Origin of the sequence: Actinomadura rubrisoli, assembly GCF_004349215.1 — a bacterium.
Taxonomy (GTDB): domain Bacteria; phylum Actinomycetota; class Actinomycetes; order Streptosporangiales; family Streptosporangiaceae; genus Spirillospora; species Spirillospora rubrisoli.
The window spans coordinates 1-6,196 of sequence record NZ_SMKU01000457.1 but is presented as its reverse complement, the minus strand read 5'-3'; the positions used below and the strand labels follow the sequence as shown (position 1 = coordinate 6,196).

Sequence of the window (6,196 nt, the reverse complement as noted above, 5' to 3'; positions counted from 1 at the left end):
GCCTCGCCCGCCGCCGCAGCGACGTCATCTACGCCATGCTCCGCGACCAACAGCCCTACCAACCCTCACGAAAGATCACAACTCAAGCGGCTCCAGCCGCTTGACAAATTCCATAGGGACACCCCCCGCTAGAGGCGGCCCTACCGCACCCGCCACCCGCGAAGTCCCCGGGAGCTGGCCACACAGCTCCCGGGGACTTCGCCGCCGGAGGAGACCCGGGCCACAGGCGGCCTCCGATAACGGTCGGCGGAAGTCATGAGGCCACAATCAGAGTGGCCACGACCGGGGCCAGGTAGAGCACCGGGAAGGGCAAGGTCTTGAACGAGCGGGCGTGCAGCACGGTGACGATGGCGCCGGCGAAGTAAGCCACCAGGCCGACCGCCGCGGCGATTCCGACTGCAGGGATCGCCAAGCCGACCAGCAGACCGATCGCCCCGGTGGCCTTGGCCACCGCCAGCCAGGTCCACCACGTGCGAGGCACCCCATAGGCGATGAGGGGCTGGACGACGAAGTCGGCACGGCGCAGCAGGGAGAAACCGGAGAAGCCGACCCAAGCGGCGGTGGCGAGGGTGACAGCTATCAGGCTGGTGGACATCGGGACTCTTTTCTAGCGGCGTCGGAAAGAATGTCTGCTTCTCCGACACCTCCCGTCCGCCGAACGTGACAGTCCTCGCCGAAAAAGTTCGAACGACATGTGTGCAGTGCTGGCGTGGGACGGCGAACCTGTCCCGAACCGTACTCTGGGACCGTTGCTATCGGAGCCGACCCGCCCATGGCGGAAGGTCGTTAACGGCCGCGTCATACGCCGCAAGTCCGGCAGCCGGTCCGCATGGCGTCCCGGTCTCCTCACCACGATTCCGGCACGATGGAACTGGAACCGGTGGAGGCGGGCGTCCTACCGTTCACACTATCCCGTCCGAAGGGAGCCGGCCGTACCGCCTGAACCGAACGGAGGCCGCCGCAAGCGCGCCGCTGTGAACGGCCCCGGACCGGCGTACGCTCCGAGGCCGTGGGGTCGAGCGGAGGGGCTGGCGAGGCGGCTACTCGCCGACCAGCTTGAGCCGGGGGGCGCAATACTGTGTCCGGCCGTATCAGGAGCCGTATCGGCCGCAGCGCTCAAAGATGGTCGAGCGCGCCCGCCGAGAGGCTGTCACGGGCCGCATTCCGCAGGCGCAGTCGAGTTTTACTTTGTCCGCGCCGCTAGCGCGCCGGTGGCGGTGATGCAGTGTGGGTTTACTGGGCGTGTCGCCTCGGACACACACTTTGTACATAATGACTCGTTCGGGGCACTCCAGAGTGCCCCTCGGTCCCCAGACTGCACCTGAGGGTCGGCCCTTCCGCTGTTGATCACGTCCTTCCGTCTTCGTTGTGAATGCCGTCAGCGCACGGGCCGCAATCCGCGTGCCGGGACGGCGCGTGCAACGCCGCGAGGCGTTGTAGTGTCAGCGTTCCTGGTCGATGGTGATCTTCACCTCCTTCGGGGTGCCGGTCCGCAGGGTGCGGGTCTCGGGCTCATAGGTGAGTGGGATCTTGCGGGTGCGCAGGTGGTTGATGACCTCCTTGGGGACGCGCCGTCCGGCACGCTCTTTGACGCTCCGGTCAGGAGAATGTGCAAGTGGGGCAGGATGTGGTCCTCGCGAACGTAGAGGTTCTTGGGCCGATCCGGATTGGAGCGAGACGCGCTGGTGTGGCCGTGCCGGCACCGGTAGGCCGCCTGGTTGTCGGCCCAGCACGATTCCAGCCGGCGCCCGCAGATCCCGGAGCGCAATAGCCCCACCAGCAGGTAGCAGCGGTCGGGCCTGACAGCTGCGCCGCGCGGCGTCCTGATGCCCTGGACCGTACGGATGCCGCGGCAGCCGCGTCGCGAAGGACGCCGTCCGCGAGCGCCACCGGAAGCCCCGACCTCAGTGCGCCCAGTTCAGCGGATCCGGCGGCGTGCCGGCGCCCGTCAGCAGGACGTCGAGCCAGACGGTCGCGGCGGTCGCCTCGGCGCACAGCGCGGCGGGCGGCCTCAGGAGCCGCTCGCCCCGAGGCACCGGTGAGCGCTCCTCATCAGGCCAGCTTGACCCGCGCGGCGGCCCGACCACCTGGGTCCGGCGTCCTTGCGGGCCGGGGCAGGGGTCACCGGTGAAACGGGGTTCGGCCGGGGCCGCTCCCGCCGCCCCGGTCACTGGCTGCCTGGGAGATCGAGGACGGAGCGTCAGGGGCACCGGCGGCGCGCCCTGCACCGCCCCGTCACGGGAGAGAGAACCGATGACCGTGCACATCCGGTCCAGCTCCGTCTAACCGCACGACCCGTCCGACCCCGGACCCGGAGGGCTTCTGATCCGCACCCGCCTCACCGGCGCCGCGCTCGTCGCCAGCACCACCGCCTGGATCACCGGACTGCTCATCGCCCGGGACGACATCGTCCCCGGCGAGATCTGGGGAGCCTGGCGTCCCGGGTCGCGCTGGTGCCGTCCACGAACGCCATCGGGAGTCGCAGGCCGTTATATCCCATCGTGGAGCTGATGCTGCTCGTGCCGGCGATGATCTGGTGCCGCTCATCGTCGCCTATCCCGACGACGCTCCCGCCTGAGTGATCCCCTTCGACATCTGCTGGCCGCTGTCGATGCTCGGCATGCTCGTCATCGGCGTCTCCGTCGCCAGGGTCGGCCGCTTCCGGGCTGCTGCGCTGGCAGGTCCTGCTCTGCGGGCTGTGGCTGGTCGTCGCAGGCGCGGGGCAGGCTGCGCTCGGCGACGAGGGCGGCACCTATCCGGGCGCGGCCTGGCTCGGCGTCTCCTACGGCGTCCTCGGCCTGCGGCTCGCCGTGACGCCCCCGCATCGTCCTGCCGGCCGCGCCCGGCCATACCCGTTTCCTGATCGGCCGGTCAGGGGCAGCCGAGCCCGCCGGTGGGTTGTCTCGAAGGCCGTCCGCCCATGGACGGTTCCTCGACGGGAGCGGGGGCCCGAACCCACCGGCGCCCCCCGGCGTGCCATGGCGGCGGCCTGGCCGAACAGGCAGGCGACGAGCCCGACCAGCACGTCCCGGACCACAGACCCGGCCACTGGGCGTTCGTGAGCGCCAGGTGGACGAGGACCGCCGCGCATCCGCCGGACGCCCGCCCGCCTGCGGCGCCGGGCGGAGGCTTCCGTGTCCCTTCTCCTCCTCGGCGTCCCTGCCGTCCTGCTGGTGGGGTGGGCGGTGCCGATGCTCGGAATCACCCTGGTCGCCTTCCTCGCGATCGACGGCCTCCGGGGTGCGCTGCGCCGCCGCCGGACGGCTCCGACCGGCGGCTGAGTGCTTCGGACGTCCGGTAGGGAATTCTGGAAAGGGATCATTGCATTCGCGCTTTCGGCCGACCCGAGTGAAATGGAACGTTCGATGAACTGATCATCCGGGCGAAACTCACATGGCTTACTGAACAGTTCGGGTTTTATTACTGTCCAGCCCACCGCTCGGCTAGATTGGCCACGTTTGACACTGACGACGGGGTTGGTGATGTGGACCATGAGCGACTCTGGTGTGCCCTCCTCCGCCGGAGGTCAGGAAGCGCGGGACCGTTTCGCCGAGCGGCTCCGGCGCCTGCGCGCGGAGGCGGGGAACCCCTCGTTCCGGGTCATGGCGGCGGCGGCCCGGTCGGTCAGCCACGCGACCCTGCACGAGGCGGCCAAGGGAACGAGGTTCCCGAGCTGGACGACGACGCAGGCATTCGTCGAGGCGTGCGGAGGCGACGTCGAGGAGTGGCGGGAGTACTGGTGCGCCGCGCTCGGCTCGGATGCCGGGCCGTCCGACGACCCGGCCGCGGGCCAGGACGAGAAGCTGGACGAGAAGGAGGACGGGGACGGATCGGCGGCGGCGACCGAGCCGGATCCCGTGCCCGTCCCCCGGCGGAGGCGGCGCCGCCGGGTCATCGCGGTCGTCGTGGGCTGCGGGGCGCTGGGCGGCGCGGGCCTCGGCGTGCTCCTGCTGGCGGACGGCGAAGGACGGCCGACGCAGGAGGGCGGCGCCGAGGTAGTGCAGCGGTCGCCGCCGCCCGCCCCGCTGTTCTCCGGTGACGGAAGCGTCTTCGTCGGCGACGTGACGATTCCCGACGGCACGGTTGTGAAGACCGGGCAGCGGTTCATCAAAACCTGGGAACTCGCCAATGCAGGCACCGTCCCCTGGCGGGGCCGCTTTCTGGCGCGCGCACTACTGCCCGCGGACAACGGCACTTGTTCGACTCCAGCAAAGGTTCCTATTCCCGATACCGACCCCGGCGCCCGCGTTCGGGTCAGTGTTCGGGTCACCGCACCGGCCACTCCGGGGTCGTGCTGGGTCGGCTGGAAGATGGTCGACGGTCAGGGGAGGCAACTTTTTCCCGGCGCGCGTCCCGTCTTTTTCGTGGTCAACGTCGCCCGGTAGGGTCCGGCCGTGTAAGAGCATGTCAGAACCTGTCACACGGGGTACCTGACACGTGCGGCCCCCGGCATGGTGGTCTCTGCCCGCACTCAACGGGCGGCGACACAAGGGGGACTTTGATGAAGCTCGCCAAGGGGACGCTGGTCGCTTTCATGGCCGTACCGGCGATCGCCGCGATTCCGCCGACCGCGCACGCCGAGACCGCGCTCGGCTGCGGCAGCAAGGTTCAGATCGGCTCGACCGCCCATATTCGTCACGATGGGCAGATCTTCGCATCTGTGAAGCAGTTCAAGGGGTGCGGAAAGAACTGGGCCTATCTCTACGTATGGTCCGGCTACCGCAAATCCCACCGGACCTGGAACGCCTGCGTGGCGGTCGCCGACGAACGCGACCATTCCCTTGAGGGAACCCAGTGCCGGACCCGGACCAGGCAGATCTGGTCGCTCGGGGCCGACACGCTGAGGCACTGTACCCGGGCGGTCGGCTGGATCCCGAGCGGGCCCAGGGCCCGGACCAGCAAGGTCTGCTGACGGGCTCGGACGCGCCTTCGGCGGCCGGGCGGCCCCGGAGCCGAGCGCGCGCCTGCCGAAAAGGCTGACGACACCGAACCTTTCTCACCGCCGCACGTGAGCGATCCGTGACGGCCGACTCCGCCGTGGCATGCGCCCGGCGCGACCCGCACCAGGAGGACCTATGAAGCTGCCCTCATGCGCCGGCGCCCTCGCGGCGTCCGCCCTGCTCACCGCGCTGACGGGAGTGTCCACGGCGCCGCCGGCGCGGGCGGCGGCCGGCCGAGCCCTGCCGAGCGTGGACATGGAGGCCCTCGTCAAGGCCGCCCAGATCGACCCGCGGCGGCCGGACGACACGCTGACCCCGGGCGCCAAGGCCGCCGTGCTCCTCGTTGAACGGGCGCTGCGCGACCGCGGGCTACTCGGCAAGGAGTGGGTGGACGGGTACTTCGGCATCAGGACGAACAGCGCCTACGCGAAGTACCAGAAGTCGCTCGGTCACACCGGACCGGCCGCCAACGGCCTGCCGGGCAGGGCCTCGCTCACCGAACTCGGGAAGGGCCGGTTCAAGGTCGTCCACCCCATCGTCCCGGGTTCCCGGGTGTCCATGGACGGCCACGTCGTCAACACCCGCACCCGCAGCATGCTGACCGAGGCGGAGCGGCTGCTCGGCCGCGATCTCGTGCTGGACCAGGGCTCGTACAACCCCGGCGGCGACCCCACGTCCGCGGGCACCCACGACGGCGGCGGTGTCGTCGACATCTCGGTGCGCGGGATGAGCCGGGCCGCCCGCGTCAAAGCGGCCCGCGCGCTGCGCCGCGTCGGTTTCGCGGCCTGGGTGCGCAGCCCCCGGCAGGGCGACTGGCCGTGGCACATCCACGCCGCCGCCATCAGCGACACCGATCTGTCCCCCCAGGCCCAGCACCAGACCGGCGACTACTACCTCGGCAGGAACGGGCTCGCCGACCGCGGTCCGGACGACGGCCCGAAGGTGGCCGTCCGCACCTGGGAGGAGTACCGGCGCCGCTGACTCCACCGGAAACTCAGACCCCCCGCAACAAAAGAGCCGAAGAACGGCTCGGCAGAGAAAAGGAGAAACACCATGGGTACGCTCACCAAGGTCCTCACCGTGGCGACGGCCGCGGCGGCGATCAGCGGAACGGCGGTCGCGACCGCCTCGCCCGCCTCGGCGGCGGCGCGCAACGGGAAATGCGAGAACGGCGAGTTCTGCTACTACTACAGCAGCAACAACAAGGGTTCGGTCTCGGACTTCAAGAACTCGGTCGCCGACTACGACGACAAGCA

The 6,196-nt window shown here is 70.0% G+C and carries 7 protein-coding genes; 5 read left to right on the top strand and 2 right to left on the bottom strand.

Features of this window, described 5'->3' with window-relative positions:
• Positions 1-253: 253 nt before the first annotated feature.
• Together E1298_RS42790 and E1298_RS51445 are read right to left on the bottom strand one after the other, a co-directional pair.
• Positions 254-595 carry a DoxX family protein gene (locus E1298_RS42790; RefSeq protein WP_131903108.1) on the bottom strand — a complete coding sequence of 114 codons (342 nt, stop codon included), beginning with the start codon at positions 593-595 and terminating at the stop codon, positions 254-256.
• A 1,309-nt stretch (positions 596-1,904) separates the two neighbouring features.
• On the bottom strand, positions 1,905-2,036 hold the full coding sequence (locus tag E1298_RS51445; protein ID WP_279499651.1) for a hypothetical protein: 132 nt from the start codon (positions 2,034-2,036) through the stop codon (positions 1,905-1,907).
• A gap of 1,098 nt (positions 2,037-3,134) precedes the next feature.
• On the opposite strand from E1298_RS51445, the gene E1298_RS48915 reads away from it, so the two are divergent.
• The 5 genes from E1298_RS48915 to E1298_RS42770 all read left to right on the top strand — a co-directional run.
• Positions 3,135-3,281: a hypothetical protein gene (locus E1298_RS48915; protein WP_165975932.1), complete on the top strand. Its 147-nt coding sequence runs from the start codon at positions 3,135-3,137 to the stop codon at positions 3,279-3,281.
• Positions 3,282-3,491: 210 nt separating this feature from the next.
• The gene (locus E1298_RS42785) at positions 3,492-4,385 is read left to right on the top strand and encodes an NBR1-Ig-like domain-containing protein (protein WP_131903107.1); all 894 of its coding nucleotides are present in this window, start codon (positions 3,492-3,494) and stop codon (positions 4,383-4,385) included.
• Between the two features lie 116 nt (positions 4,386-4,501).
• A complete protein-coding gene (locus E1298_RS42780) occupies positions 4,502-4,912 on the top strand; it encodes a hypothetical protein (protein WP_165975931.1) in 411 nt (136 codons plus the stop codon).
• Positions 4,913-5,075: 163 nt separating this feature from the next.
• The gene (locus E1298_RS42775) at positions 5,076-5,921 is read left to right on the top strand and encodes a peptidoglycan-binding domain-containing protein (RefSeq protein ID WP_131903105.1); all 846 of its coding nucleotides are present in this window, start codon (positions 5,076-5,078) and stop codon (positions 5,919-5,921) included.
• Positions 5,922-5,993: 72 nt separating this feature from the next.
• Positions 5,994-6,196 (top strand): peptidase inhibitor family I36 protein (locus E1298_RS42770; RefSeq protein WP_207945182.1); only part of this gene is annotated, 203 nt, incomplete at its 3' end.

What these genes read in the sequence shown, in the direction of transcription:
- E1298_RS42780 (WP_165975931.1), top strand. Translation starts at nt 4,502, where the DNA reads ATGAAGCTCGCCAAGGGGACGCTGGTCGCTTTCATGGCCGTACCGGCG.
- E1298_RS42785 (WP_131903107.1), top strand. Translation starts at nt 3,492, where the DNA reads ATGAGCGACTCTGGTGTGCCCTCCTCCGCCGGAGGTCAGGAAGCGCGG.
- E1298_RS42790 (WP_131903108.1), bottom strand. Translation starts at nt 595, where the DNA reads ATGTCCACCAGCCTGATAGCTGTCACCCTCGCCACCGCCGCTTGGGTC.
- E1298_RS42775 (WP_131903105.1), top strand. Translation starts at nt 5,076, where the DNA reads ATGAAGCTGCCCTCATGCGCCGGCGCCCTCGCGGCGTCCGCCCTGCTC.